The sequence below is a fragment of the Pseudomonas sp. 3JA genome (genome assembly GCF_036961705.1).
GTDB lineage: Bacteria > Pseudomonadota > Gammaproteobacteria > Pseudomonadales > Pseudomonadaceae > Aquipseudomonas > Aquipseudomonas fluorescens_Q.
This window is the reverse complement of sequence record NZ_JBAMDJ010000001.1, coordinates 280,086-304,496: the sequence shown is the minus strand read 5'-3', so window position 1 is coordinate 304,496 and position 24,411 is coordinate 280,086. Positions and strand designations below refer to the sequence as shown.

At 57.7% G+C, this 24,411-nt stretch carries 22 protein-coding genes and 2 pseudogenes; 7 read left to right on the top strand and 17 right to left on the bottom strand.

Going from position 1 to position 24,411, the window contains the following annotated elements; genetic code table 11:
- Window positions 1-75: 75 nt before the first annotated feature.
- Entirely contained in the window at window positions 76-933 is an 858-nt protein-coding gene (locus tag V7773_RS01305; RefSeq protein WP_092143037.1) for an AraC family transcriptional regulator, read from the top strand.
- A 326-nt stretch (window positions 934-1,259) separates the two neighbouring features.
- Window positions 1,260-3,464 carry a TonB-dependent siderophore receptor gene (locus tag V7773_RS01300; RefSeq protein ID WP_336071846.1) on the top strand — a complete coding sequence of 735 codons (2,205 nt, stop codon included), beginning with the start codon at window positions 1,260-1,262 and terminating at the stop codon, window positions 3,462-3,464.
- An 18-nt stretch (window positions 3,465-3,482) separates the two neighbouring features.
- Here V7773_RS01300 and V7773_RS01295 read toward each other — a convergent pair whose 3' ends face one another.
- Window positions 3,483-3,866 (bottom strand): winged helix-turn-helix transcriptional regulator, encoded by a 384-nt coding sequence (locus V7773_RS01295; protein WP_336071844.1) that lies wholly within the window; start codon window positions 3,864-3,866, stop codon window positions 3,483-3,485.
- Between the two features lie 101 nt (window positions 3,867-3,967).
- On the opposite strand from V7773_RS01295, the gene V7773_RS01290 reads away from it, so the two are divergent.
- Window positions 3,968-5,086, top strand: a complete 1,119-nt coding sequence (locus tag V7773_RS01290; protein ID WP_336071842.1) for an NADH:flavin oxidoreductase — start codon at window positions 3,968-3,970, stop codon at window positions 5,084-5,086.
- Between the two features lie 79 nt (window positions 5,087-5,165).
- On the opposite strand, the pseudogene V7773_RS30315 reads toward V7773_RS01290, so the two are convergent.
- The 10 genes and pseudogenes from V7773_RS30315 to oxdA form a co-directional block, all read right to left on the bottom strand.
- Window positions 5,166-5,426, bottom strand: a pseudogene (locus V7773_RS30315) (methyl-accepting chemotaxis protein); the annotation flags it as partial.
- Between the two features lie 30 nt (window positions 5,427-5,456).
- Window positions 5,457-6,449 (bottom strand): annotated as a pseudogene (locus V7773_RS01285) (PAS domain-containing protein); the annotation flags it as partial.
- Window positions 6,450-6,564: 115 nt separating this feature from the next.
- A complete protein-coding gene (locus V7773_RS01280) occupies window positions 6,565-7,242 on the bottom strand; it encodes an energy-coupling factor ABC transporter permease (protein WP_336071838.1) in 678 nt (225 codons plus the stop codon).
- Between the two features lie 59 nt (window positions 7,243-7,301).
- Window positions 7,302-7,742: a nitrile hydratase accessory protein gene (locus V7773_RS01275; protein WP_336071837.1), complete on the bottom strand. Its 441-nt coding sequence runs from the start codon at window positions 7,740-7,742 to the stop codon at window positions 7,302-7,304.
- Window positions 7,739-8,392, bottom strand: coding sequence for a nitrile hydratase subunit beta (gene nthB / locus V7773_RS01270; protein ID WP_336071835.1), 654 nt, complete (start codon window positions 8,390-8,392; stop codon window positions 7,739-7,741). Before nthB ends, V7773_RS01275 begins: the two co-directional genes overlap by 4 nt.
- A gap of 20 nt (window positions 8,393-8,412) precedes the next feature.
- A complete protein-coding gene (nthA, locus tag V7773_RS01265) occupies window positions 8,413-9,045 on the bottom strand; it encodes a nitrile hydratase subunit alpha (protein ID WP_336071833.1) in 633 nt (210 codons plus the stop codon).
- 76 nt (window positions 9,046-9,121) lie between these two features.
- Window positions 9,122-10,636, bottom strand: coding sequence for an amidase (locus tag V7773_RS01260; RefSeq protein ID WP_336071831.1), 1,515 nt, complete (start codon window positions 10,634-10,636; stop codon window positions 9,122-9,124).
- A gap of 236 nt (window positions 10,637-10,872) precedes the next feature.
- Complete coding sequence (locus V7773_RS01255; RefSeq protein ID WP_092412946.1) at window positions 10,873-11,397, bottom strand: group I truncated hemoglobin; 525 nt, start codon at window positions 11,395-11,397, stop codon at window positions 10,873-10,875.
- A gap of 106 nt (window positions 11,398-11,503) precedes the next feature.
- The gene (locus V7773_RS01250) at window positions 11,504-12,370 is read right to left on the bottom strand and encodes a transporter (protein WP_092346639.1); all 867 of its coding nucleotides are present in this window, start codon (window positions 12,368-12,370) and stop codon (window positions 11,504-11,506) included.
- Between the two features lie 87 nt (window positions 12,371-12,457).
- Window positions 12,458-13,513 carry an aliphatic aldoxime dehydratase gene (gene oxdA, locus V7773_RS01245; protein ID WP_092143067.1) on the bottom strand — a complete coding sequence of 352 codons (1,056 nt, stop codon included), beginning with the start codon at window positions 13,511-13,513 and terminating at the stop codon, window positions 12,458-12,460.
- Between the two features lie 562 nt (window positions 13,514-14,075).
- On the opposite strand from oxdA, the gene V7773_RS01240 reads away from it, so the two are divergent.
- Complete coding sequence (locus V7773_RS01240) at window positions 14,076-15,011, top strand: helix-turn-helix domain-containing protein (protein ID WP_336071828.1); 936 nt, start codon at window positions 14,076-14,078, stop codon at window positions 15,009-15,011.
- Between the two features lie 31 nt (window positions 15,012-15,042).
- Here the strand turns inward: V7773_RS01240 and V7773_RS01235 are convergent, their stop codons facing one another.
- The 3 genes from V7773_RS01235 to V7773_RS01225 form a co-directional block, all read right to left on the bottom strand.
- Window positions 15,043-16,461 (bottom strand): sugar porter family MFS transporter, encoded by a 1,419-nt coding sequence (locus tag V7773_RS01235; RefSeq protein ID WP_336071827.1) that lies wholly within the window; start codon window positions 16,459-16,461, stop codon window positions 15,043-15,045.
- 95 nt (window positions 16,462-16,556) lie between these two features.
- Entirely contained in the window at window positions 16,557-17,516 is a 960-nt protein-coding gene (locus tag V7773_RS01230) for a sugar phosphate isomerase/epimerase family protein (RefSeq protein ID WP_092412948.1), read from the bottom strand.
- The gene (locus V7773_RS01225) at window positions 17,513-18,541 is read right to left on the bottom strand and encodes a Gfo/Idh/MocA family oxidoreductase (protein WP_336071824.1); all 1,029 of its coding nucleotides are present in this window, start codon (window positions 18,539-18,541) and stop codon (window positions 17,513-17,515) included. Before V7773_RS01225 ends, V7773_RS01230 begins: the two co-directional genes overlap by 4 nt.
- Window positions 18,542-18,881: 340 nt before the next feature.
- Here V7773_RS01225 and V7773_RS01220 point away from each other — a divergent pair, with 340 nt between their 5' ends.
- On the top strand, window positions 18,882-19,907 hold the full coding sequence (locus V7773_RS01220) for a LacI family DNA-binding transcriptional regulator (protein ID WP_336071822.1): 1,026 nt from the start codon (window positions 18,882-18,884) through the stop codon (window positions 19,905-19,907).
- 142 nt (window positions 19,908-20,049) lie between these two features.
- On the opposite strand, the gene V7773_RS01215 is transcribed toward V7773_RS01220, so the two are convergent.
- Both V7773_RS01215 and V7773_RS01210 read right to left on the bottom strand, forming a co-directional pair.
- Window positions 20,050-20,406 (bottom strand): type II toxin-antitoxin system RelE/ParE family toxin, encoded by a 357-nt coding sequence (locus tag V7773_RS01215; RefSeq protein WP_336071820.1) that lies wholly within the window; start codon window positions 20,404-20,406, stop codon window positions 20,050-20,052.
- 2 nt (window positions 20,407-20,408) lie between these two features.
- A complete protein-coding gene (locus tag V7773_RS01210) occupies window positions 20,409-20,699 on the bottom strand; it encodes a type II toxin-antitoxin system ParD family antitoxin (protein ID WP_336071818.1) in 291 nt (96 codons plus the stop codon).
- A gap of 304 nt (window positions 20,700-21,003) precedes the next feature.
- On the opposite strand from V7773_RS01210, the gene V7773_RS01205 reads away from it, so the two are divergent.
- Entirely contained in the window at window positions 21,004-21,987 is a 984-nt protein-coding gene (locus tag V7773_RS01205) for a 5'-nucleotidase (RefSeq protein WP_336071924.1), read from the top strand.
- A 97-nt stretch (window positions 21,988-22,084) separates the two neighbouring features.
- Here the strand turns inward: V7773_RS01205 and V7773_RS01200 are convergent, their stop codons facing one another.
- A complete protein-coding gene (locus V7773_RS01200; protein WP_003202191.1) occupies window positions 22,085-22,999 on the bottom strand; it encodes a LysR family transcriptional regulator in 915 nt (304 codons plus the stop codon).
- A gap of 257 nt (window positions 23,000-23,256) precedes the next feature.
- On the opposite strand from V7773_RS01200, the gene V7773_RS01195 reads away from it, so the two are divergent.
- On the top strand, window positions 23,257-24,282 hold the full coding sequence (locus V7773_RS01195) for a zinc-dependent alcohol dehydrogenase family protein (RefSeq protein WP_072345999.1): 1,026 nt from the start codon (window positions 23,257-23,259) through the stop codon (window positions 24,280-24,282).
- The last annotated feature ends 129 nt before the right edge of the window (window positions 24,283-24,411 follow it).

Sequence of the window (24,411 nt, the reverse complement as noted above, 5' to 3'; positions counted from 1 at the left end):
TTAATTGCACAGTCTGGCCACAATATTGTTCAAATCAGCCGTTTTGAGGGGATTAGCGTGGGGCGCACACCTGTTATGGCGAACACGGCCAATAGAGACACGGTGACTGTTTGGGACGTCGACAGCATTTCCCGGCCTGTCGTTGCCCTCAGCGCTTCGATGGTGAGCAAGGATTGGGAGCAGGCCAGCCATCAACATCGTAAGGCGCAACTGCTTTATTCCGTGCGCGGCATCCTTAATTGTGAAATAGAAGATGGCGTCTGGATCGTTCCACCCCAATGTGCCGTATGGATACCCGGTGGTTTGTCACATGCGACACGTGGTTCAGGAGAAACAGAATGTTATTGCCTGTTTGTTGAACCTGATGCCGCTCCGGATCTTCCGCGAAGCTGCTGCACAATTGGCGTATCACCGCTGTTGCGCGAGTTGCTGCTGAAGGCGGCGGCGTTCTCGGGAGACGCTGTCAATGTCGCGCGCGAAGACCGCCTGATCGCAACGTTGCTGGACGAATTGTCGGCAGCCCCCGTGGAGGACCTGCATTTGCCGATGCCTCGCGACACGCGTCTGCGCAGGCTCGCTGAAATGCTCTTGGCCGACCCTGCTGTTAAGGTTTCGGTGCGCGAGTGGGCTACTCGCATTGGCATGAGTGAGCGCAGCATGAGTCGCCTTTTGCTGCAGGAAATAGGGATGAGTTTTGGACGTTGGCGTCGGCAATTGCATGTGATTGTGTCACTGCAACGCATGACCAGGGGCGAGAGCGTCCAATCGGTTGCGTTGGAACTCGGTTATGAGGGACCCAGTGGTTTCATCACGATGTTCCGCAAAACCGTAGGCAAACCGCCTGTGCAATATCTCTCCGCACGCTCAGCCAGCGCTCTCATCTCAGGTGAATCATTGCCGGTGCCGTCAATCCTGTTTCCTGACGACCTGTAATGGCTTGTAGGCCATCTATCCGAACCTGACCAATCCTCGTGGCGGAAGGAAAACGGCCAATCGCTGACATTGGCTGAACTGGAAAATAATCTGGCCATCCTTCGATATCTGGCAACGGCGGCTTGTTGCTAGATTGCGCGACAACGAATGCAAATCAGTTTCACTTGAGACTGATTTGTCACTTCTGTTCTCCGGCCTGGCGCCGGTTGAGTTGTCGGCCCTTTCTCAAACCCGTCTCTTGACGGTCGGCCGCTGTCTGTTTTTTTCTTGATAAGGAATGGCTGATGTGGAGTTCGTTGACTTACTGCGGTGAGAGGCGTCCTTGCGTGCCTGAGCGTTTGCTGAAAAATCCGGTTACTGCAGCGCTGTTGGTGCTTTTAGGCAGTTCGAATTGTGTAATGGCGCAGGACCCTGTCGAAGCCGATGAGAGCACTCAGTCTCAAGGCGTGATAATTCTCCCATCGGTGACGATAAGCGGGACGAGGACACCTGATACCACCCCGACGGAAGGGACGGGACTTTACACCATCGGTCAAACCACGGCCGCGACTCGCTTGCCGCTGACGTTGCGGGAGACGCCGCAATCCATTTCCGTGGTAACACATCAGCGCATGGACGATCAAAAGCTGGATACAGTCCAGGGGGTGCTGGAGAACACGACTGGCATCTCGTCTTACCAATCAGATAGCCAACGTACGAGTTTTTATTCCCGAGGCTTTCTGATCGACAACATCCAGTATGACGGCATACCCGCCGTCATCGGCGATGTCATAAACGGCAGCGGAATCAGCGATCTGGAAACGGCATTTTACGACCGTGTCGAAATTGTGCGCGGGGCTAACGGGCTGCTCACCGGCACGGGTAATCCGTCAGCTGCGATCAACTTGGTGCGCAAAAGACCAACGCCAGAGTTCTCGGCCTCCACTTCTATCAGTGCGGGGTCTTGGGACAATTTCCGAGAGATGGGGGATATTTCCGTACCGTTGACAACCGACGGTCGTATCCGAGCACGTATGGTAGGGGTCAATAACGATGGTCACTCCTACATCGATGGTTACCAAACACAAAAGCAAGCTTTCTACGGGATCATTGAGGCAGATCTCACCGAAGACACCACCTTGGATATAGGGTACGACTATCAGAACAGTTCCCCTGAGCGACCGACATGGGGCGGTGTTCCTCTCTGGTTCAGCAACGGCTCAGAGGCAGAATGGTCGCGCTCCAAATCCCTGGCCGCGGACTGGAATCGCTGGGACAGCACCCGGCAGACTGCCTTTGCCGAACTTGAACACCGGTTTGATAACGGTTGGAAAGTTCACAGTATGGTGAACCAGTACCGCACTAAGTATGACTCCCAGTTATTGGGCGGCTTTGGTACACCCGACCAGGAGACTGGATTAGGTATTTTCCCTAATGGCGCTTATCCGGTTGCGTTGGCCGGCAAAGGGAAAAGCCGTCAAAACACCTTTGATGTGATGACGAGCGGTCCCTTCGATTTTATGGGGCGCCAACATGATCTGGTAGTAGGCGCTATGAGTTCTCGGTATACCTCGAACAAAGACGATATCAGTCCCTTTTTTGTAGGGTTCACGCCCGGCAATATCTACAATTGGAATAATCATTTCCCCAAGCCCGACTTTGATTCAATGGCGTCTGTGCCGACCGATACCGAGGTTAAACAGCGCGGCTTCTATAGCACAGCGAGATTCTCATTGGCCGACCCATTGAAACTGGTTGTCGGAGGTCGGTTCAGTCGGTACGAGATCGACGAGACCGCAGGTGGGACGCCATTCAATTATAAAAAGAGTAACGAGTTCACGCCCTACGCAGGTCTGATATACGAGATTGATAGTACGTATTCCGTCTATATCAGTTATACCGGCATATTTAACCCGCAAACATCGTTCCGAGACAGCAATGGCAATGTCCTCACGCCGACGGAAGGCAAGACGAAAGAGATTGGCGTCAAGGCTGAATACCTGGAGGGGCGATTGAATGCGTCTGTCGCATTGTTCGACACTGAACTGGACAATGCTGCACAACCGGATGGCAGTCTTCTTACGCCAGCCGGTGCGCAGGCTTACAAAGGGGTTGACGGCACCAAATCCCGCGGGATTGAGTTTGACATGCAAGGTGAAGTCGCTCGCGATTGGAACATCTACGCTGGCGTCGCCGCCTTCACTGCCAAGGATGGCAACGACGCCAGGCTGAACGCACAGGTACCGCGCACTACCGCTCAGATGTTCACTACGTACAAATTACCTGGCATGTTGGAAAAGTTGACTTTGGGCGGAGGCGTCAGATGGCAAAGCCGCTTCTTAAGCAGCAGTACGAGCACACGGGTAGCGGAACAAGATCCCTATGCGCTGACGTCACTGATGGCACGTTATGAGTTGTCAAGGAACATGGACCTATCAATCAATGTCAACAATGTGTTCGATAAAAAATATGCAACCCAGAAAGGCGATTTCGATACTGTCAGTTACGGAGCGCCGCGTAATGCCCTGATGACGTTGAACTATAAACTGTAGTTTGCGCGGCTAACCGAATCACTCCATCACCTTAAGCTCCGCGGCCTCGTCAAACTTCGACCGGGCCGCTTCAACCTCGGGCAATTTGTCGAGCGTCCATTTATGCAATTCGCGAAATGGCTGCTGCAGTGTTCGACCCAATGAGGTGATCTCATACTGCACTGCCACGGGCGAGAACGAAATGATCTGGCGCGAGACGAGACCATTGCGTTCCAGCCGCCGCAGGCACTGGGTAAGTGCCTTCTGGGTGACGCCCTCCAGGCGACGTTTGATGGCGTTAAAGCGATGCGGCCCGTCATCAAGCACTGCCAGAACCATCATTGACCACTTATCCGCGATCTGGTCGAACAACGCCCGGCTTGGGCACTCCGACGAAAAACACTGCGGCTTTAATTCCAGCATTGGAGTTTCCTCACGTATACCTAGGCGACTTTAAGTGCCTAATTGACATCAGGTTTACAAAATATACTTTATGGCCTCCGAAAACAAATGGAGTCCATCCGATGTCGATCCTCGATACCAGCATCTTATTCCGTCCTTTTTCCATCCGGTCGCTCGAACTGAAAAACCGCATTGTCATGGCGCCGATGACGCGTCTGTTCTCACCCGAGGGCATCCCGGGTGACGCGAGTACTGCCTATTACCGGCGGCGGGCAGAGGGAGGTGTCGGGTTGATTTTGTCGGAAGGCACCGTGATTGATCGCCCGGCATCGCGCAATGATGCCGGTATTCCTTTTTTTCACGGCGAAGCGGCGCTGGCTGGATGGAAGAACGTGATCGATGCCGTCCACACGGCTGGCGGGCGCATGGCTCCGCAGATCTGGCACACCGGCTCCACGCGTTACATCAACGACTGGGAGCCAGATGCACCCGTTGAAAGCCCGTCGGGCCTTGTTTCGCCAGGTGACCTGCGTGGCGTGGCGATGAGTGAAGAGGACATTGCCGACACGGTAGCCGCCTTCGCCAAGGCCGCAGCGGATGCCAAGCGACTGGGCTTCGATACCGTTGAGATCCACGGAGCCCATGGTTATCTGATCGATCAGTTTTTCTGGTCTGGTAGCAATCTGCGCACCGACCGCTACGGCGGCCCGACAATCAAGGAACGCTCGCGTTTTGCCAGTGAGGTCGTCTCTGCCGTTCGTCAGGCTGTTGGCCCTGAATTCCCGATCATCATGCGCGTCAGCCAGTGGAAGCAACAGGACTACGGGGTGCGCGTTGCTGAAACGCCGGCGGTGATGGAGGACTGGTTGTTGCCACTGGTCGAGGCCGGTGTCGACGTCCTGCACTGTTCGCAGCGCCGTTTCTGGGAACCTGAGTTTCCCGAAATTGACGGTGAGGACGGGCTGAACTGCGCGGGCTGGGCGAAGAAAGTCACTGGCGCCACCACCATCAGCGTCGGTTCGGTTGGGCTGGAGAATGATGTCACTAACGCCTTCGCCGGAAAGGGCTCAACCCCCGCGAGTCTGGATCGGCTCATTGAGCGTATGGAGCGCGGAGAGTTCGATCTGATTGCAGTAGGGCGTGTGTTGCTGAGTGACAAGGATTGGGTCGCCAAGGTGGAAAGAGGCGATTACGCGGATTTGATGGGCTTCAATCCGGCCTCTTTAGCTGAATTGGTTTGAATTGCGGTGTGGCCCGGGCATTTACGCGCAGGCCACACCTTCAATCTAATGAGAATGGATGCACAGCTTGAACTCAGTACCTCTCGATCATGTCGGCCGCCTGCTGGGTGGCCTGGCTGGTGCGGGTGGCCAGCTTGCGGACCTCGTCGGCGACCACTGCGAAACCCCTTCCGGCCTCACCGGCTCTGGCCGCTTCTATCGCCGCGTTCAAGGCCAGTAGATTGGTCTGTTTGGCGATGCTTTGGATGGCGGCGACTATCTGCGTCAGCTTGGCGAGGTTTTCCTGCATCGCTTGATGCTGACGTTCCTGAGTCTGACGCAACTGGCTTTCCTCGCGATGGGCGTGCACGTCTGTGATCGCCCCCACTGTACGCAAGGGCGTGCCGTCGTTGCTTCGCTGGGTCTGACCCCGGCCTCTGAACCAACGGTACTCGTCGTTGCGGTGCCTGAGGCGGTAGGTCACATCGAAGGGTGTTTGGCCGGAGCGGTCGGTGACATGTTCGACAAACGCTTGCACGGCCCGTTGGCTGTCTTCGGGATGCAGGCGAGACAACCAGCTTTCGAACACATTGGGAAATTCTTCGATGGTTTCGTAGCCGAGCAGGCGACGCATCTGTGACGAGAACCAGATGGCGTTATGTGGATTGGCTGGATCGCCTGCGATGATATTGATATCCCAGAGTGCATCCTGAATGCATTCGCGGGAAATCTCGAAGCGGGCCGAGAGCATCGCGAATTCTTCGTCTTGCAAGCGTTGTCTGTGGATGTCACGCAGCATCCCGACGCTGATCTGTGGCAGCCCCCGTTCGTCACGGAGCGTTTCGCCGACGATCCGGACCCAGCGGTATTCTCCCGAGTGGCTCGCGAGGCGCACCTCCACCCGGTAGGGCGCGTGCCCGCTGCGATCGGCCAGGTGACGAGCCAGGGCCTCGAGGTTGACCTGGCGGTCGTCAGGGTGAAGACAATCGTTCCAGGGGCCAAGATAGGCGGGGAGATCCGCTTGGGTGGGCAGGTTGCCGAACCATTGCAGTACTGCATCGCGGGCGGGCTGTAGGCTGCCATTGAACTGCAATTTCCAGAGCAAATCACCCGACCCGCAAGCCGCCAATTGCCAAAGTTGCGCTTGATCGTGCAACTGCGTTTCGTACTCACCCAGCTGAAGCTTGAGGCGTTGCAGTTCAGCATTAAGGTCGACCACGCTGGCCCGGAGCGCCGTGCGATCGGCGAGCAGGCGTTCGATGCCGGCCAGTACCCGTCGCAGTGACGAATCCTTCGCCGCTATCGATACTTCCTCGCCGTCGGGTTGTTCCAGTCGTTCGCCGAGCAGCTTCAATTCCTTGCGGGTGCTATTTCTGAAAAACATCAAATACCTCTAGTTTTACTCACGAGGTTTCGGGGCGGTTCTGGTTCTTGATGACCCGAGCATTCCGGTCTTCGAATGCTCGGGGACTGTCTGACCTGGACTGGAGTTTGTCGACTCAGGCGGACTGGTACAGACGGCGCTCGATCAGCGCGCTGCCACGCAGGCGATGTGTTGCCTTGGCACCGGCCAGCACGGCCAGGTCCAACAGCGGTTCGAGGGTGACGACGGTCATGTAGGCACTGCCGAAGGTCAGAATTGACAGGGCGTTTCCTGCGGTGAAGCCTTGTCCATAGAAGGCCCAGAAGGCAACCCAGGCGACGATGCCGGCCTGGAAGGCGGTCGACAGCCCCAGCGCTTGTCTATAGCTCAGTTCCACATACGGCGTGTTTGGCGCGATGATGCGTTTCGCCAGGGCGGCGACTGCGAACAGCGGTACCAGAAGGGTGGTGACGTTCATGCCGTATTGCGGCAGGTCGAATGGCGCGAAGAACAGACTCTGGATCAGCAGTCCCAGGGCTAGACCCGCTGTCGCAGGTGCGGCGCCGAGCAGCAGAAACAGCGTTGACCCCAGGATGAGATGCACTTCGGAGACGCCGACTGGATGGTGCGGTAGTAGCTCGAAGAAGCTGAATACCAGGGCCGTGGCAGTGACAGTGCGAGCCGCCAGCGAGAAGACCCCACGCTCGCCTATGGCTTGGGCCGCGAGTTTGAGGGTGTAGGCGCCGGCACCCGCGGCAGTGACATAGCTCAGCCAGAGTTTTCCAGCTTCCACCAGATTAGGTTCGATATGCATGACGATTGCCCCTTGGCCGCTTCGCGACCTCGAAAGTAAAAAACAGGACGACTCCGGGCTCAACTGGTGGCCCGGCTGATCGCTACCGGCTCGTGCCGCGGCAGGTGTTCGTGGCCGTTTCCATAGGCCGGTGGGCAACTCGCATTGAGCAGCGTCACCGGTTGTCCATGGGGGGTATTCAAGTAAGCTTGCTGCCATTGCTCGGTGCGCTGGGTGATGTCTTCCATACCCGTTAAACCGAGTGCGGTGACCATTCTTTCCATCGCTGTGATCCATTGCCGGTAGTAAGTGTCGTTGACGCTTTCTCCGGGTTGCGCCGGGCTAGCCTTGATCTCGTCGCTGAATACCTGCACCCAGTCCTTCCAGGGGAATAGACCGATTTGGTGCAGGTGTACCAGCAGGGAAAACGCCTGGACCTGCCAAGGTTTGTCGAACACCGGGCCCTCATCGTCGGAAGACAGGCCGGCTATTGGGGGGATGTGATGCAGGCTGGCGCTCATACGGCCTCCAGATAGTTGTCCCACAAATCAATGCAAACGCTGTCCGGTCGCGCCACTCCCCACAGTTCTGTCGCACTGAAGCGAACGGCATAGACCTGTTGGGGCTGCTCGCCTAGACCGTGGGCCATCGTGTCTGGGGTGGCAAACGCGCCGTGTGCAATCTCGATGGTCCCGACCTTGCCGCGCGCGTAGCGGGGCAGTCGGGTGTGGGTGGTTGGGTTGAGGTTCTTCGTCCGCACCCGGTCACCGACCCGGAAGCGGCCGTCGACGGGTTCCTTTGCCCGGGAAGAGGCGCCGCCGAGCACTACGGCCTCGACGATGTCCGGTGTTAAAACCGTGACGGGCTGTGCCGGTGGGGTTGGTTTGGCCGTACCCTGCAGTTCGCCAGTGCTGATCACGCCTTTTTCCAACAGCAGGTTCTCGAAGGCATGCAGCCAATGTTCGTAGTAACTGGACTGCAAGTATTCAGCCGGTTCCATGCGTTCAATGGCGTGTCGGAATTCGTCGACATTGAAGTGTCCGCCGACGAAGAGCGAGGCGAACAGCGGAAAGACCCTGCGCTCCCAGTCGTGATGGAAGATCGGTTCATTTTCCTCGGTAAGCACTGGGCCGAAACCGTGCATACCGCCTAAGTCGTGTACACCGTTCATGGGTTTTCTCCTTCTCAGGTTCAGGCTACTTGATCCGGATTCTTAGGCAGTCCGGTACCGATCATGGCGTCGCGCGTCACCAGCTCGACCAGTCGTTCCTCACTCCAGCCGTCAGTACCCGCCGGACGTTCCGGCAATACCAGGTAGCGCAACTCGGCACTGCTGTCCCAGACGCGAACTTCCTTGTCATTGGGAATGATCAAGCCGAATTCGGCCAGCACGCTGCGCGGATCGATGACGATCCGTGACCGATAGGGCGCGGATTTGTACCAGACGGGTGGCAGGCCCAGGGTCGGCCAGGGGTAGCAGGAGCACAGCGTGCAGACCGTCACGTTGTGCACGGTCGCAGTGTTCTCCACCACCACCATGTCTTCGCCCTGCACGCCGGAAAAACCCAGTTCGGCAATGGCCGCGGTGGCATCTTCCAGCAGCCGATGTTTGTAATCGGGATCGAACCAGGCCTTGGCGACCACCTGGGCGCCGTTGCGCGGGCCGACCTTGTGCTGGTAAGTGTCCACCAGCGCATCCATGGCGGTGGGGTCGACCAAGCCCTTTTCGATCAACAGGGATTCGAGTGCCTTGACACGCAAGGCGATGGCCTCGGGGGGCTCGGTGTGGTCGTGATCGTGATGATGTTCGTGGGTATGGCTCATGTCTTGGCTCCTCTGAAGTTGATACTCACTTTCAGTGCTACTTGCCGGTGTTCGTTCGCCAATGCGATGCGCAGGTCTACAACGTCCGCCAATCGACAGAAGCCTCGAATGCCGCTGCCGCTTGATAGAGGGTGCCTTCGGCATAATGTCTTCCGACAAGCATCAGCCCCACGGGCAGTCCGTCCACCAGGCCGCAAGGGATCGACAGGGCGGGGTGCCCCGTAATGTCTTGAGCGGCCGTATTACCAAGCATCTCCAACGCACGCGTGACGGTCTCGGTGATTGAAGAACCCGGTTCCGGGAGCGGCTGAGCGGTGATTGGCACTGTCGGCATGACGAGCAGGTCATAGGTGTCCAGTGCCTTGTCGTAGGCCGCCCGGGCAAAGCGCGCAATGTTCTGGGCCTTGGCGTAGTAGCGACCGTTGTAGCGCTCCAGACCGAACTGGCCGACGAACATGCAAAGCTTGAGTGACGGCGACAATGCGTTCGCCTGGTCGCGCCAACCGGCCTGTTTGTCCAGCAGGCCCACGTCGTACAGCCCCTTCCAGTTAAAACCCGCGCCATTGCCGTGCATCATTTGCATGGTCAGGCCTTCACAACCGATAGGGCTCCATAACGACCCCGCCAGGTTGTGTTCGGGGACCGATACCTCCTCGACCCGCGCGCCCAAAGCTTCGAGCCGGGCGATAGCGCTGCGGACCTTTTCTGCGATACGTGGATCCTGGTTGGCGAGTTGGAAGCCTTCCTGGAGAACCCCGATCCGGAGTTCGGTCACGCCTCGTTCCAGATAATCGCAATAGGCATCGACCTTGGGGGCGGTCTGGCGAGGGTCGAGCCCGTCGGCGCCGGCCATCACTTCGAGCATGAGCGCGTTATCGCGTACGTTGCTCGTCATGGGGCCGACATGGTCGAAGGTTGACTCGATCGCCATGACCCCGGTGTAAGGCACCAGACCCCAGGTCGGTTTCATTCCATAAATGCCGCACCATGCGGCAGGAATGCGGATGGAACCGCCTTGGTCGCCACCGATAGCCAGGTCGACCGCGCCCGTCGCCACAAGCGCCGCGCTGCCCGAAGACGAACCGCCCGTCGTGTAACCATGGCGAAAAGGGTTGTGCACAGGCGCGGGGTCCGAGGTATGGCTACCACCGGAGAGGCAGTAATGTTCGCAGGTGGCTTTGCCGAGGATGGTTGCTCCTGCGTCGAGCAGACGCGTCACCACGGTGGCATCAAACGACGGTACGAAACCCTCCAGTGGTGCGGCACCGTTCATCATCGGGACACCGGCCAGAGAAATATTGTCCTTGAGCGCGACCGTCTTGCCGGCAAGCTTGCCCGAACTGGCGCCCATCACCTCGGTTCTGTAGTACCAGGCGTTCAGCGGATTATCCGTGCTTGAAGGGCGGTAACCAGCACTGCGCTCGTAGCGCACTGGAGGGATGAAGTCTGGCAACTCATCGACCAGGTCGTAGGCATCGAAACTGGATTGCATAAGCGCCAGGTATTCGCTGGCTTGCTCGGGTGTCAGCTGTATGTGCAGGCGGCTGGCGAGATCCTGCACGTGTTCGAGAGTCGGGCGGATGATGGCCATGGGGTGTCCTGTTCCTGTGCCAACCCGTAGGGGCTGGCAATGTCTGTTCAAACGTCATCTCGGGGATGCCCGGGCACGGTGCGCACTCTTGGCGAGCCGTGCTCGGGGCTGGTATCAAGCTATCTCCACAGATTGAGCAGCGCTTGGCTGAGGAGGACAGTCGCTTGGTTGAGCGGGACTCGCTTGCCCCTTCACGGTCGCCCTCCATTGCTGTGGCTCAGGCTTATGCCGGGGTATCAGTCTTCGGATTCAGGCGTGGTCTGTTTCCGAGATGACTTCCCGGGTTTTGGCCAGACAACCCCAACGCTTCTCATGCCTTTGGCGGGGTCCATTTCCGGGTGCGCGAGCACGACGTCCCGATAGGAGGGGCTCCCGATCACCGCCGGTTTGAACTTGATGAGGAAGTCGTTGACCTCTTTGCGCAGATCCGGGGCCAGGCCGTAGTCGTCGTAGCATGCCTCGAGACAATCGAGCACCGCTTGCCAGTGCACCTCGGTCAGGCCCATCCCGCGATGCGCGGTGACCATGTCTCTACCCCGGTATTTGGCGCTTCCACCCCAGTGCTCGGAAAGGAAATCGACAAAATTGATGTGTTCCTTTTGGAACGTCGATTCCGACATATGGGCCCAGATGTGCCCGATGGCGGGGTGTCCCATTGTCTTTCTCAACACGGCGCCTGCGAACTGATAGATCGCGTCATAGCCGCCAAGACGGGTATAGAGGGAGGGTTGTTGTTCCATGGTGGATTGCTGGTCGGTCATTGTCTGGTTACTCCGTTTCGGGTGAGAGGCATCTCATTAGCCAACTGTCGCGCCGTTGGGCACACGCTTGGTTGATAAGGACAACGGGTGGTAGAGACGGGCGGGTCTAAAAAACCCTGACGTAACGCAGGTTCATGCGAAAGTCTTCTTTGGGGCCGTTCTCCACCGCAAGGTCGCGTCCAAGTTGCACTTGGAGTTGGTCCTTGGCGGTGAAAAACTTCCTGGCCGTGATACGGAAGTTGGTGGTTTCCATCCTGTCGTCCTGGTTGACACCATCGATCTGGTTTTCCCCGCCCCAACTGTGGCCGAAGCCGATAGCCAGCGCCGTGGTCTCGTCGGGCATGTAGCGCCCCATTAACTGAGCACCGTAGGAAACGTCCTGCTCCCGGCGGGCGGAGCTGGCGCCGAAGTCATTGTTGTCTGCGTACCAGATGGCGTCGCCGACGAGGTCGATGGCCCACTTCTGCGTGAAGTGCTTGACGTAAGCGGCCTGGAGATCAACCTTCCAACGGTTCTCGCCAATGTTGAGCGCGTCGTCTTTGTCATAGTCGCCAGTCGGCACGTACAAGTAGGCGGTCGCACCGAGGGTGTCGTTGGCGTCGTTGAGACGGTACTTGAGTGGCGCGGTGAGAATGAGGTCGCCGATGCCGCTGGCGTCGCCTAGACCAGAAGCGTCACCACCGCCCGAGACATGACCGAAAGGCAACAGGAATTGGGGCTCGATGGTCAGCCGCTCGCTCAACTGGTAGACGTGCAGCAGACGCAGAATGCCGATATCGGAAGTCAGGTTGAAATCGGAGCTGGTCTTGTGACCCTGGGCATAGGCACTGTCCGTGGTGGCGTGCTGGTAGTAGACCACGCCGATGGTCGCTCCGACGGGGAGCGGCTCGTAATCGCCAGGATCCACCTCAAGCGCGTGAGAAGAAAGGCTGGGGAGGAGGGCGGCAAGCGACAGGTAGCGGAACTGTTTCATGATCGACGATCCTTTTTTCGGGCAAAAAGAGCCCCGCAATCGCCAGTCAGGCAATGCGCAGGGCTAAAAGTGGAGTCAGCGATGAAGTCAGGTAGGCGACACTTGCGCGTCGCGCATCATCCCGGTCTGCGGGTGGCAGTTGATGTACTCGAACAGTTGCTGGCTACCGTCCGCTACCGAGACCTCGTGATACAGCCGCAGCTTCGAAAGGCCTCCGATTACTCGGAAGAACGTGGTGAAAATACGTAAATGAGTGGGGTGGGATTCTGCCCAGCGTTCCAGTTTGTCGAGGGATCGCCAGTGACCGATGTCATAGGCGATGTCGAGAAGATTGCCATCCAGGTCGACGTTGCGTACGAAGCGGTTGCTGTAGCAGCCCAGCGCCTGCCCCTCGTCACGCAGGAAGTTCATGCCGTCTTGCAGGGGCGGCAGCATCTCGTTGAAATAGAGCGCGCGCTCTTCCTCGCCGGCTTCGACCCAGTCTTGTCCGGAGCGGATCAGCGTCAGGTTGTCGTGGCCGCGCACCACGACCCTGCCGCCCTTGGCGGGGTCGCCTGAAATGACTTGCAGTTCGCTGGTCGGCTGCATCCAGTCGGTTTGTGAAATAGCAAAGCGGTCGCGCGCCGAGCCCCAGTAGCCGTGCTCCTCGATCTCGCCGCTGATGCCGTCCATGATCGCACCGACACCTGGCAAATCGTCCTGGAATGCATACAGCGTCTCGAACTGCTCGGCGCGCGGTGCGATGACTTCGCGGAAATACCCCAACCCCTCGTTCAGACGCGCATCGTCGCCCCACCAATCGGCCACAGGCGCTGAAAGTAGCCATCGGTGGTAGGCGGCGGGATCACGCCAATAGCCCACGGCGATGAAGTTCCCATACCCCTGATTATCCAGGTGGTAGGTCAGGTCGTGATTCCCTGGGCCATCGGCGAGGGCAAAGCTGGCGTCAATGTAGCGCATGGCTTGCAGGGCGGCGGCGCGTTGCTCGTCGCGAAATTGCACCCCGAGGTAAGCCATCACCACTTGCTTCACGTTTTCGTCGGCTCGCCCCACATACATCGGGAAGGGTGGCTGGTAATCGTCGTGAACACGACGGGACAACGTCCGGGGACATTTGAGATGTTTATCAATCGCAGATTCCATGGGGGGCTCCTTTATTTCCGTCTCAAACGGACGGTTCGCTGTTCTACATCCCAGTGGATGTTGTTGTTTTGCGGTGAGTACCGCGCCATCGGCGTTGCAGCATCAAGGTCCCGAGCTGCACCAGGTAAGTGGCAAACTCTTCGGGTGCCATGTCCCATCGCTGTAAAAACCAGGATGAATCGGACAGTCGCTGCTGTTCTCGTGGATGCATGAGACACCTCATCATTCGTGCTTGTAGGGGCACGGCGTGGAGTAGAAATTATCCAGGGGGGATGCAACGTGCTTGGCTCGAATGGACAACCGTTTGGTTAAAAAGGACAGGCAAAAAAGGCCGGCATATCAGCGCGCAGCAATGGTGCGGGGCTTGTGAATCAAGGGGGCGAGGTGCCCCGAGAAGTGGCATCAGGGTTATTGGAAGAATCGGCCCATGTAACGCGCAGGCACCTATCTTCCAAGGTGTCTGACAGCGGGAATGAGGCGATGGCGATGGCCTGCTAATTGCTTGGCTCGCCAAAACGTTACCCCGCTTTTTTTGTTGAATCGCCGCCGCGAGGTGAATGCAATGAGCCAGACCTGTCAGTATTCAACGCTTGCCGTTACGGCCCCCCTCCGGTTCGATTACTGGAAGGAAGTGGTTTGTCACCACTGCCTGGACGCAGACAGCAAACTGCTGGCGCAGAGCGATTTTGACGGGGCGCTGGAGGTGCATGGCATGGGCGAGTTGGACATCTGCACGTTGTCCGCCCCCTTGCATTATTGGGAGCGCTCCGCCCAACACCTGCGCAGTGATCCCAATGACGACTTGTGGTTGGGCTTTACCAGGAGCGGTTATGGCGAACTGGAGCAGGCTGACCGACGGACGAAACTGGTGGCGGACGATCTGTTTCTTTATGACGCATCCCAGCCGTTCAGATTCAGTTTCGGTGGTACTGATAACCACCTTGTCCGCATTCCGCGAAAACTGCTCAGTCAGCGCTTGCCCTCCATAGCGGACTGCACCGCTGTGGTTCTGGATGATCGTCGCCCGGGAGTGATTCCGTTACGCGAGATGTTACGTCAAGCCGCGAGTATGCCTTCAGGCTTCCATAACGAAGGAGTATCCAGTCGTTACTCCAGCACGTTGCTCGACCTTCTGGTGGTCAGCCTGGAACTCCAGGATTTAAAGCAGACTCATGACGAGTTGGATCTGCATGGCCGGATCATGAATTACATCCACCGGTATTTGACCGAGGCGGACCTGTCGCTCGAACGCATTGCTCAAGCCCACCATGTCTCCACGCGCACTGTGACGCGCGCTTTCGCCCGTCATCAGAAATCGCCGGTCGCAGAAATCTGGAAGGCACGATTGCTTGCCAGCCGCGACGCTATTGAGCGCGGTCAAGTCCGCAGTATTTCTCAGGCGGCGCTGGATTTCGGTTTCTCCGACTTCTCTCATTTCAGCCACGCTTTTCGCAAAGCCTTTGGCGTTGCCCCCCATACTCTCCTGCGACGAGAGTGAAAGAGGGGCTTTATCGCTCCTGAAGCGAAGCCTAACCATACAACCGCTGCTCAATCTCTTCGAGGGTGCTGCCGCGTGTCTCCGGTACCCATATCGCGACGAAGGTCAGGGACAGGAGTCCTGCTCCCACGAACACGAAGAAGGTTTGGCCGATCCCGATCATCGCAACCAAAGATGGAAAGAACATGCCGATCATCACGTTGGTCAACCAGAACGCTGCGATCGCCATACCCATGCATCCGCCGCGGATGCGCATGGGGAAAATTTCCGCCAGAAGCACCCAAAAAGCAGGCCCGATCAGCCCTTGCATGGAGGCCAGGAACATCGCCATGGCGCCGAGGATGAGCATGGCGCGAGTGACGGAAGGGTCGACAAAAACTGAAACCAGGCCAATCAACAGCAAAGACAATGTGGTGCCAGTGAAACCGAGCAACATCATTGGACGACGGCCTACGCGGTCGAGCAAAGCAATGCCCACGAAGGTTGCGCCAATCGAAATAATGCCGTTTACGACGTTGGCGATCAGTGCGCTACGTTGCTCCAGGCCTGCTTCTGTGAGGATCTGGGTGCCGAAGTACATGATTGAATTGACTCCGGTCAGCTGCGACGTAACAGCGATACCGATGCCAATCAAAAAGATTCGCCGCGCACCCTTTTGAGACAGGTCACGCCAGCCGCCTTTTTTGATGAATCGTTCGTTGCTGATCTGCTGGGTGATCGCCTCCATCTCAGCCTTGGCGTAGTACTCCTCCCGTACCAGTTTCAGCACCTCCAGGCCCTCTCTGAAGCGCCCTTTGGTGGCCAGCCAGCGCGGGCTTTCCGGCATGTAGAGCATTCCTAACCAGAGTGCCACTGCTGGCAGGGTTGCCAAGGCAAGCATCCATCGCCACACACCGTCGAGATCGCTGAACAAATTGCCCAGTGTGGCGTTGGTGGTGAAGGCCAGGAATTGCCCGGTGACGATCATCAACTCGTTGCGGGTAATGATGCGACCGCGGATGCTGGATGGGGCCATCTCCGAAAGATACGCCGGCACGACGACCGATGCGCCGCCCACCGCTAACCCCAGCGTGAAGCGGGCGGCCACCATGACGTTGAGGGTCGGCGCCAGCGCACAAGCCAACGCGCCAAGAAAAAACACTACGGCGAGGAAAAGAATGATACGGCGGCGACCCTTGAGGTCCGATAAGCGACCGCTGAACAGTGCCCCCATCATTGCGCCGATCAATAGGGCGCTGGCGACCAGACCTTCCGTAAAGGGTGTCAGGCCCAGGTCATCTTTCATGTAGAGCAAGGCGCCGTTGATGACGCCGGTGTCGAAGCCGAATAGCAAGCCGCCAAACGTGGCAATCCAAGTGATTTTTTGCAGGTAGCGCTGTGCCTGGTGCTTTTCAGGGCTTACATAGGCGGCTGAAGTGTCTGCCGTATTTCCGTAGGAATTAATTGTCATTGTGATATTCCTGACTGAAACTCATGGGGATACTCACTCGCCATCGCGGTGAGCGTTTCAATATGCAATTACATGGGTTTTTCTCGTGGTGCGATTCAGATGGGTTGGGGTTTGAAATCGCTGGTGGCAACCGGCATGACGCTCTGGAGCAGTCTTACGGACTTTTCCAAACCCTCGAGGCTGTTGAGTAAAACGTCCTCATGCTCGATCGATAGCCAGCCATCGTAGCCAGCCATCTTCAGGCGGTAACAGAACTGCCGCCACCATTGCTCACCGTGGCCGAATCCAAGTGTGATGTAGGACCAGCTTCGGGATGAGATATCCATCAATGAGCCATTTTCCAGGAGTGAATCCACGGCCTGGACTGGCGCATTAAGCAAAGTGTCTTTGGCGTGCACATGATAAATGGCGTCGCCCAGTGCCTCGGCGGCGACCAGCGGATCAGCGCCCATCCAGAACAGATGCGAGGGATCGAGGTTGGCGCCAATTACCGGTCCGATGGCATTGCGTAGCTTCAGCAGCGAACGGACGTTGTAGACGCACTGGTTACCGTGCAATTCCAAAGCGATGCGCTCCACACCATTTTCGCTGGCCAGATCAGCTATCTCGCTCCAGAAGGGCAGCAGGCGTTCTTCCCATTGATAGCGCAGCATTGCCTGGGTTTCGGGAGGCCATGAGGCAACCACCCAGTTCGGCATCCTGTCGCCGGCCTGACCTTCAGGTAAGCCAGACATGGTGCAGACGGTCTTGACTCCCAACTCACCGGCTACGCGTATCGTGTCCCTGAGGCACTGGCCTTGTGCAGGCTGCGTGGGGTGCAAAGGGTTGCCGTTGGCGTTCAGGGAAATGATCTCCAGATTGTGTTCCTGGAAGCTGCGTTTGAGGGCCTGGCGGTGGTCGGCGCTGGCGAGCATCTGGGCCAAGTCAAAGTGCGGCGCGGTGGACCATCCGCCAGTGTTGATCTCCAGGCCCGACACTCCCAGCCGTTCAGCCTGCTTGAGCATCTCCCGCAGGGGCAAGTTGCCGAGGCTATCGGTGACGAATCCCAGCTTCATGACGTAGCTCCTTCTCGCGACCGGTAGAGGGGCGGTGCTTCCAGCGTCGGCAACACGACCCGGCGACGCTGATTGAGTGCCTCGATGCCGGCTTGGGCGACAATGGCTGCGCAATAGCCGTCCCAGGCATTCGCGGCATGGACTGGGAACCGACCTGTGTTGATGAACGCCACGAATGCTTTGTTCTGCAGGCGGTAGGCGTCGGCGAAACGCGGCCGCCAATCGGCCGCGTACCTTTCAAAACCCTGAAGACAGGTGTTGAAACGAGCATGTACGGGTGTGTTCAGTTGCACGGAACCTCGCTCACCCACCAACTCGCCACGGACGTCGTACCCGTAATGGGCGTTGTTGTTGATTTCGATGTTCACCAGATGGCCTTCCCGGGTTTCCAGCACCATGAATACCGGGGCGCCGACGCCGTCCTCAGACGTGTGGGTGGGTTGGAACACTGAGATGGCAACGTATTCAGTGTCGAGTACGTGACGTGCCACATCGAACTCATGCGGCGCGGAGTTACTGATTGCCATTTGCCCGCTGAAGTTGGCGGGGGCTTCTACGTTGCGGTGGAAGTTGTGCATCATCACAGCCCGACCTATCACGCCGTCGCTCAAGGCACTTTTCATTTCCCTATACGAAGGGTCAAACCGGCGCATGAAGCCCAGTTGCACGAATTGGCGACCCCGAGAGGCCTCTTTGTCGATGACCGCCAGGCACTGGTCCGGGCTTTGCGACAGCGGCTTTTCACACAGTGCGGGTTTCCCTGCCTCGATGGCTGCCATGGTCAGGACTGCATGGGTTTCGTCCGGGCTGGCGATGATGATTGCATCGACATCGGATCTTGAAAGCGTGAACAGTGGATCAGTGGAAACGTCATCAGCGCCATAACGGTCAGCTATCAGCTTCGCTCGCTCTGGCGACGCATCACACACCACGTGCAAAGTGGCTCCCGGAAGGTCCTGGGCAATGATGCGGGCGTGATCCTCCCCCATAATCCCTGCGCCGATAACGGCGATTCGTATGCTCATATTCAACGACCTATCGATGGGCGAAAGTTATCAACGCAGCGTCGAACTCGCGTGCGTGTTGACTGGGAAAGGAGATGCATGTGGCCATAAGCGGCGTAGCCGTGGCGGTCGAAACCAACCGATGAGGCGAGTTATTCATGGGACTATCCTGGCGGTTTGTTGTGTTTGTTGTGCCTCGATTATTGGCACCGAACAAGCAATCATCAAGGCGCGCCATAGGCTATTTATGATGTGAAAAACCTCAAATTTGAAGGTGTAGTAGTGGTTTTCATTGCGCTTGAAAACAGCCATCAGTAATACGTATATGATGTAAATGACATCAAGAAAGAGGGCAGGCTATATGACCACGCAAACATCGGCGCGTTTATGGAAGGGGCCCACCGTTCAACAGGTCGCCAAGGTGGCCAGGGTCGGAGCAGCCACCGTCGACCGCGTGCTGAATAACCGCCCCGGCGTGCGAGAAAACACCCGTCTGAAAGTGCTGGCGGCCCTGGAAAAGCTAAAGAAGGACTTGGCTGATGGCATGGCAACGTTGCAGATCAAGCTCTTTTGCGATTCGGGCGAAACCTTCAATGCAACGTTGGCCGACGCCGAGGCATTGGTGAACGCTTCGACGCCAGGCGTCGTGGTGCATGGCTACTATGAACCGACCAACCAGGTCGATCCCGCCACGTTTGCTGATCAGGTTCAGGCGCAGGGGGCCTCGGCAGATGGGGTGATCGTGGTATCGCGCGAGCATCCGGCGATCAACCGAGCGATTCGCAAACTCTGCAGCCTGGGTATTCCAGTTGTGTGCCTGACCACCGACCTACCTAACTCCGGGCGTAGCGCCTATGTTGGCAATGATCAATATGCGGCAGGCAGTGTCGCCGGGTTACTGATCGGCAATGCGTTACCTAAAGAGCCCGCGAAAATCCTGCTGGTGACCAGTGTGCCGTTTCGCTGTCAGCAAGAGCGAGAGATGGGGTTTCGCAGGGTGCTCCGCTCCGAGTTTCCGTATCTGAAAATCGACGAACGAGTGATGTCCGACGATCGCCCTCAGACCACGACTGAACAATTGACGCGTTACTTTTCCAAACACGACTACCCGGCAGCCATCTACAACGTGGCCGGCGCCAATCGGGGCGTTGCTTGCGCAATAGATGCCATTGCGGCCGAGGATCGGCCTATTTTCGTTGGTCATGAGCTTACGGTTCATACGCGGGCGATGCTGGAGTCCGGCGTCATGGATTACGTTATCTCTCATGATTTCGTTGGCGAGACGGCCGCAGCGGTGCGCTGGATACGAGGAGCGATCGAGGGCGCGGCGAGCGCGCCACCCTCAACACAGATCTTGATTCACACTCGATATAACTGTGGTGCGTAAGGTCACGTAGGTTGGACCCAGAACCTCCCGCTTCAATTGGCCGCCGAGTCGGCTTACAACGAGGGCGCTCAGGTTGAGATATATAGGAGGCGCCTTACCTTCGCTATTCCTGGCCAGTTAAGCCGTTGGGCCAGGTCGCCGATCAGTCTTTAGGCAAGTGCAACTGCACTTCCATGGCGTCATGAAGGAGTCTGACGACCTCGATCACATCGTCGTTCGCCACACGATAGAACACGATATGGCGTGGGCTTTTGACCGTTCCATGGGTTTGTTTGGCCTGCTGGCGTGAATAGATGAGGTGATAGCTGCGAAGGCCCGGTGCAAGCTCATCGCGGTCTTGGCTGCCAACGCGATAAGGCGTGTCGGCAAGCGCTTGCAGCGCCGGGAGGATCAGCGCCTGGTAGCGCTGGCGTGCTTGATCGCCGAACTGCGCCTGGGAGAGCCTGAGGATGTCGACAATATCGGCGCGCGCCGCGTTGGAAATCCGATACTGCGGCATGCTCAGTGTTTCTCGCGCGCGGGGAGGGTTGCCTCCAGGCTCAAGCCCTCGAGATAGTGCTCCAGATCGCCTTCGTTCACTTGAGTAAAGCTCCCGTGTTCAAGATCCATGATGCCGATCGAGGTCGCCTGACGCAGTGCCTCAATTCTGGCGGCGTCTTCGGCGACGCGCTGCTCCAATAAACGCAAACCTTCTCGCATCACTTCGCTGGCATTCTGATAACGGCCGGACTGTACCAGGTCATGGATAACCTGTTCCTGATGAGGGGTGAGCACAACGTTTCGCGTGGCCATGACTAGCTCCAGCTCCATGTAAACAGGTACTTTTGATTTGTTGGCATATTATGCCATTTTCACTTTTGAGAATAGCTTGGGGCCGACATCCGGCGATCAGGTGGATGGCTGACTCGGCGCCAATCGGCAACGTTCAAAGTGATCCGCCCTTAATAAAGCAACCTGCTCATTGATTTGAAGATTGAGATGTCTGACTGTGCGTGGGAGGAGGCGCGCGATGTGTGCTTCTCGATCCGCCCTGAAATCGATCGGCATGTTCGATGCCCATCAATATTTGCGTTTAGAGGCATCAAGAGAGGTTCCAATGCCCTACGAGTTAGAAAATCGCCTGGTGATCGGCGTCGCTTCCAGCGCTGTGTTTGATTTGTTGGCATCGGACGCAGTGTTTCAGAGTCAGGGGGAGGAGGAATACCGCAAGTTTCAGCAAAAAAATCTTCACATCCCGCTCCCTAAGGGGATAGCGTTCCCCTTCATCAAGCGCTTACTGTCAGTGAATGACCTTAGCGTCGATCCTACGGATCCGCTCGTCGAGGTAATACTTCTTTCGCGCAATGATCCCGACACTGGGCTGCGCGTACTGAAGACTATCGAGCACTACGGGCTTGGGATGACAAGGGCGATTTTCATGCAGGGAAAATCTCCTTATGAATACATACCAGCACTGAATATCGCTTTATTTTTGTCGGGTGACAAAAAAGACGTGGAAGCGGCTATCAGGGCCGGGTACCCGGCTGGCCAGGTGCTCGATTCAAAATTTGAAGACGACGAGACTGATAAAACCCTACGCATCGCATTCGACTTTGACGGCGTGCTCGCCGGCGATGAGTCCGAAACAATCATGCAGGCCTCTGGATTGTCTGAGTTCCATGCGCACGAAGTGAAGAACGTCATGCAGCCCCATAACCCTGGGCCGCTGAAGGAATTCATGGTGCGGATATCCAAAATCCAGTCGGTCGAGGAGAAGCACAAAAAGCTCAATCCTAAATACGAAAACCGCATACGCGTCTCGATCGTCACAGCCCGCAATGCTCCGTCTCATGAGCGTGCGATGAATACACTCAAGAGTTGGGGGGTCATGGCCAATGACGCATTCTTCCTGGGTGGCATCGAGAAAGGAAAAATTTTAGGTGTATTGAAACCACACATCTTCTTCGATGACCAATCAGGGCACCTTAAATCGACTAGCGCAGTTGCTCCATCCGTGCACATTCCTTTCGGCATCACCAACCATGTCGCTACTGTGGATGCGCTAGAGCCTGAAGCGGATCAGGTCCAGCAGGTGGTGTAACATGGTGGCCTGAGCGCGTAGTACTACGGAAGTGAATGGAGCTCCGTGGTCGAGGACAAGGCAAAAATGATCAGATAAACAGCCTGCCAGACGAAACCTAAAGACTCTCAGGATCGCCAAAGAACATCTGAATCCGCGACCGCAACCAGCGCTCCCCAGGATCGTTGTCCTGGGACCCGCGCCAAGCCATGTGCAGCTCAAAGCTACGCACTGGAATCGGTGGGTCTTCGGCGCGTACGCCGCCGGCGGCGGTTAGCGCGTCGGCGGTGTAGTCGGGCACGGTGGCGATGATGTCGGTGCCCGACAGCAGCGTGCTCAGGCCATTGAATTGCGGTACGGCCAGCACCACATGACGCTTGCGGTCGAGTTTCGCCAGCTCTTCATCGATGAAGCCGCTCAAATCACCCGCGAAAGACACCAGGGCATGGGGGCGAGCACAGAATTCGTCCAGGGTCAGTCGTCCCGGCGCGGTGTCGGCCCGCAACACTTTGGGCAAGCTGCGTCGCAGGACCTTGCGCTTGGCGTTGGCCGGCAGGTCGTCGGTGTAGCTGACACCGATGGAGATTTCACCGGACGCCAGCAAACCAGGCATCAGAATGTAGTTGACCCGGCGCACCACCAGCACGATGCCGGGCGCCTCGGCCCGCAGGCGCTTGAGCAGCATCGGCAGCAGGGCGAATTCGGCGTCGTCCGACAGGCCAATGCGAAACACCGAGGTGCTGGTTGCCGGGTCGAATTCCGCCGCCCGGCTGACCGCCGTGGAAATCGAATCCAGGGCCGGGGAGAGCAGGGCGAAGATCTCGACCGCCCGGGCCGAAGGCTCCATGCTGCGACCGGTACGTACGAACAACGGGTCATCGAACAGGCTGCGCAGGCGCGACAGCGCGGCGCTGATGGCCGGTTGGCCTAGGAACAGTTTCTCGGCCGCGCGAGTCACACTGCGTTCATGCATCAATGTTTCGAACACGATCAACAGGTTCAGGTCGACACGCCGCAGGTCATTACGATTCATCTGGGGTCCTGGCAGATTCGGCAAGCTTGACGTGAGCGGCCATATGGGAACAATGGCCGGCATGAATCTTACGGGGAAAGACTGGTACTCTGCACCGGCTAATTGAGTTTTCTTAGGTTAAGTCCTACGCAATGGCTTGGTTTTTCTTGCTGCGGAATCAATGACAGGCATGTCGACTATTAATAGCCACTGATGGTCTTGGGTACAAAGCCCGGATAGAGTTCATGGCATTAGAGGTTACTTTGACGAGGTTTGCGATGTCCCGCACGATCCGTTTTCACAAGTTTGGTGGTGCCGAGGTGCTCAAATGCGAAGAGCATACGGCGGCTCTTCCTGCGCCAGGAGAAGTGCAGGTCCGTGTCGAAGCGATCGGCATCAGTTGGTACGACACCTTGTGGCGCCAGAACCTGGCGTCCTCCCAGGCGCGCCTGCCTTCGGGCCTGGGCCATGAAATGGCCGGCGTGGTCACGGCCGTCGGCGACGGCGTCGATGACTTGGCCGTGGGCGACAAGGTCGCCAGTTTTCCGGCCGAAAGCCCGAACGATTACCCGGTGTACGGTGAAGTCATCGTGCTACCGCGCACCGCCCTGACCCGTTATCCCGACGTGCTCAGCCCGATCGAAGCCGCTGTGCATTACACGCCGCTGCTGATCGCCTATTTCGCCTACATGGACCTGGCACGGGTCAAACCGGGGCAATTCGCCCTGGTCACCGATGCCAGCCATTGCGCCGGTCCTTCCTTCGTACAACTGGGCAAGGCCCTGGGTGTGCGGGTGATCGCGGCCACCAAGACGGCTGACGAGCGTGAGTACCTGTTGTCGCTGGGCGCCGAGAAGGTCATCGTTACCGAAGAGCAGGACTTGCTGATGCAAATCAACAAGCTCACCGACAACCGTGGCGTCGATGTGGTCTTCGACGGCCTCGGCGGGCCGCAGATGTCGCTGCTGGGTGACGTGTTGGCACCGCGTGGCAGCTTGGTGCTGTATGGCTTGCAGGGCGGCAACCAGACGCCGTTTCCAGCCTGCGCGGCGTTCCAGAAGAACATTCAGTTCTTTGTGCACTGCATCGGCAATTTCACCGGCAAGCCGGAACTGGGCATTCTCCAGGACCAGGTGGCCTTGCAGCGAGCACTGCGCGATATCAATCAACTGACCGCCGACCGTGTGCTGTTGCCACTCAAGACTCGGGTCTTCCCGTTCTCCGAGTTTGTCGAGGCTCACCGCTACATGGGCGAATGCCCTTGCCGTGAACGTGTTGCCCTTCAGGTCATCGACCCGGTCTGAACCCTGCCTTGCGCAAGAGTCATCGCCTGGGCTCTTGCGCTGCCTTCGTCCTGACACCTTCTTGTCCTTTCTGACGGCACCTCCTGCCTGGCGGTGCTGCGTTCTTACCTGGCCTTTCGCGCCTTGAAT

Bases quoted from the DNA above. Each gene is read 5' to 3' on its own strand.
- V7773_RS01200 (WP_003202191.1), bottom strand. From the start codon at position 22,999: ATGAATCGTAATGACCTGCGGCGTGTCGACCTGAACCTGTTGATCGTG.
- V7773_RS01295 (WP_336071844.1), bottom strand. From the start codon at position 3,866: ATGCTGGAATTAAAGCCGCAGTGTTTTTCGTCGGAGTGCCCAAGCCGG.
- V7773_RS01205 (WP_336071924.1), top strand. From the start codon at position 21,004: ATGCCCTACGAGTTAGAAAATCGCCTGGTGATCGGCGTCGCTTCCAGC.
- V7773_RS01210 (WP_336071818.1), bottom strand. From the start codon at position 20,699: ATGGCCACGCGAAACGTTGTGCTCACCCCTCATCAGGAACAGGTTATC.
- V7773_RS01230 (WP_092412948.1), bottom strand. From the start codon at position 17,516: ATGAAGCTGGGATTCGTCACCGATAGCCTCGGCAACTTGCCCCTGCGG.
- nthB (WP_336071835.1), bottom strand. From the start codon at position 8,392: ATGAACGGTGTACACGACTTAGGCGGTATGCACGGTTTCGGCCCAGTG.
- V7773_RS01225 (WP_336071824.1), bottom strand. From the start codon at position 18,541: ATGAGCATACGAATCGCCGTTATCGGCGCAGGGATTATGGGGGAGGAT.
- nthA (WP_336071833.1), bottom strand. From the start codon at position 9,045: ATGAGCCATACCCACGAACATCATCACGATCACGACCACACCGAGCCC.
- V7773_RS01305 (WP_092143037.1), top strand. From the start codon at position 76: ATGGCGAACACGGCCAATAGAGACACGGTGACTGTTTGGGACGTCGAC.
- V7773_RS01235 (WP_336071827.1), bottom strand. From the start codon at position 16,461: ATGACAATTAATTCCTACGGAAATACGGCAGACACTTCAGCCGCCTAT.
- V7773_RS01240 (WP_336071828.1), top strand. From the start codon at position 14,076: ATGAGCCAGACCTGTCAGTATTCAACGCTTGCCGTTACGGCCCCCCTC.
- oxdA (WP_092143067.1), bottom strand. From the start codon at position 13,513: ATGGAATCTGCGATTGATAAACATCTCAAATGTCCCCGGACGTTGTCC.
- V7773_RS01195 (WP_072345999.1), top strand. From the start codon at position 23,257: ATGTCCCGCACGATCCGTTTTCACAAGTTTGGTGGTGCCGAGGTGCTC.
- V7773_RS01290 (WP_336071842.1), top strand. From the start codon at position 3,968: ATGTCGATCCTCGATACCAGCATCTTATTCCGTCCTTTTTCCATCCGG.
- V7773_RS01255 (WP_092412946.1), bottom strand. From the start codon at position 11,397: ATGACCGACCAGCAATCCACCATGGAACAACAACCCTCCCTCTATACC.
- V7773_RS01250 (WP_092346639.1), bottom strand. From the start codon at position 12,370: ATGAAACAGTTCCGCTACCTGTCGCTTGCCGCCCTCCTCCCCAGCCTT.
- V7773_RS01260 (WP_336071831.1), bottom strand. From the start codon at position 10,636: ATGGCCATCATCCGCCCGACTCTCGAACACGTGCAGGATCTCGCCAGC.
- V7773_RS01220 (WP_336071822.1), top strand. From the start codon at position 18,882: ATGACCACGCAAACATCGGCGCGTTTATGGAAGGGGCCCACCGTTCAA.
- V7773_RS01215 (WP_336071820.1), bottom strand. From the start codon at position 20,406: ATGCCGCAGTATCGGATTTCCAACGCGGCGCGCGCCGATATTGTCGAC.
- V7773_RS01275 (WP_336071837.1), bottom strand. From the start codon at position 7,742: ATGAGCGCCAGCCTGCATCACATCCCCCCAATAGCCGGCCTGTCTTCC.
- V7773_RS01280 (WP_336071838.1), bottom strand. From the start codon at position 7,242: ATGCATATCGAACCTAATCTGGTGGAAGCTGGAAAACTCTGGCTGAGC.